This window comes from Streptomyces sp. NPDC001002, from assembly GCF_053599215.1.
Genome location: NZ_JBSFLV010000314.1, coordinates 1 through 1,420, shown reverse-complemented (window position 1 = coordinate 1,420; position 1,420 = coordinate 1). Strand labels below are relative to the sequence as shown.

The 1,420-nt window shown below is 68.7% G+C and carries 1 protein-coding gene; it reads right to left on the bottom strand.

The window, feature by feature from the left end:
- The coding region (locus tag ACWDR3_RS47775) for an AMP-binding enzyme (RefSeq protein WP_450358947.1) at positions 1-1,394 on the bottom strand (1,394 nt) is incomplete at its 3' end.
- Positions 1,395-1,420 lie beyond the last annotated feature (26 nt).

Below are 1,420 nucleotides of genomic sequence, written 5' to 3'. Positions count from 1 at the left end.
TCCTGCACCAGGTGGTGAATCCGCAGCAGCGCCAGCCACCGACCACCCGCACCACCCGGCTCCGCCGCCACATGCACATCCAGCAACGGCGCACGGTCCAACTCCATCCACGCCCCGCCCACAGCCAACAACTGCTCAACCGCGGCTGAGGCGTCGCATTCCAAGACCACCTCGTGCACAGGTAGTTCGACATGCCGGGCGACGACCTGCACGGGTTCGCGGAGACCGTCCGACACGATCGCGGTCCGGTAGACGTCATGCCGATCCACCACCCGCTGCAACGCCCGCAGGAAGCCGTCCAACCGCTCCCGCGCGTCGAAGCGAAGGACATACGGCACGGCGTAGACGTCACTGCGATCCTGGTCGGCCATCAAGTGGTGGAAGAACAGGCCCTCCTGGAGCGGGGCCAGCGGATACACGTCCGCCACGTTCGCCGCACCACCCGGGACCGCCTCCGCGATCCGCGCGATCTCAGCCTCGTCCAGATCAACCAGCGGCAGCATCTCCGGCGAGATCGACTCCGCACCCTCCGGAATCAGAACCGGCGGAACCTCCACCCGCTCCGGCCCCGCCGCCACAGCCAACCCCGCCGGCGTCGGCGTATCGAACAACGCCCGCACCGACACCGCAACACCCCGCGCACGAAGACGCTCCACCAACGAGATCGCCAACAGCGAATGCCCACCCAACGCGAAGAAGTCGTCGTCCATACCGACGGAGGGCAGGCCGAGCACTTCGGCGAAGGCCTGGCACAGCAATTCCTCCTGCACCGTCACCGGCGCCCGACCGCCACCCGTCTCGAACTCCTGGGCCGGCAGGGCGGATCGGTCGAGCTTGCCGTTCGCCGTCAACGGCAGCACAGCCAGCTCGATCACCGCCGACGGCACCATGTAGGCAGGCAGACGATCAGCCGCGTACGCCCGCACCGACTCCGCCAGACCCTCGATGCCCTCCGTCGGAACGACGTAGGCGACGAGGCGCTTGTCGCCGGGTGTGTCCTCGCGTACGACGATCGCGGCCTGGGCCAGGTCCGGGTGCGCGCCCAGAACGGCCTGGACCTCGCCCGGCTCGATACGGAAACCACGGATCTTGACCTGCTCATCCGCACGCCCCGCGAACACCAACTGCCCGTCCGGTGTCCAGCGGACGCGGTCACCGGTGCGGTACATCCGCCAGCCCGGCTCGAAGGGACACGCCACGAAACGCTCCCCCGTCAGACCCGGACGCCCGACATAGCCACGCGCGAGCTGCACCCCAGCGATGTACAACTCACCCGCCACACCCACCGGCACCGGCCGAAGGGCGTCGTCCAGCACATACAGACGGGTGGCGGCATTCGCCGATCCCATCGGCACCTCTGTGCCACCGGCCTCCACCGCGCCGGTGGTCACCATCACGGTCGCCTCGGTCGGACCATAGG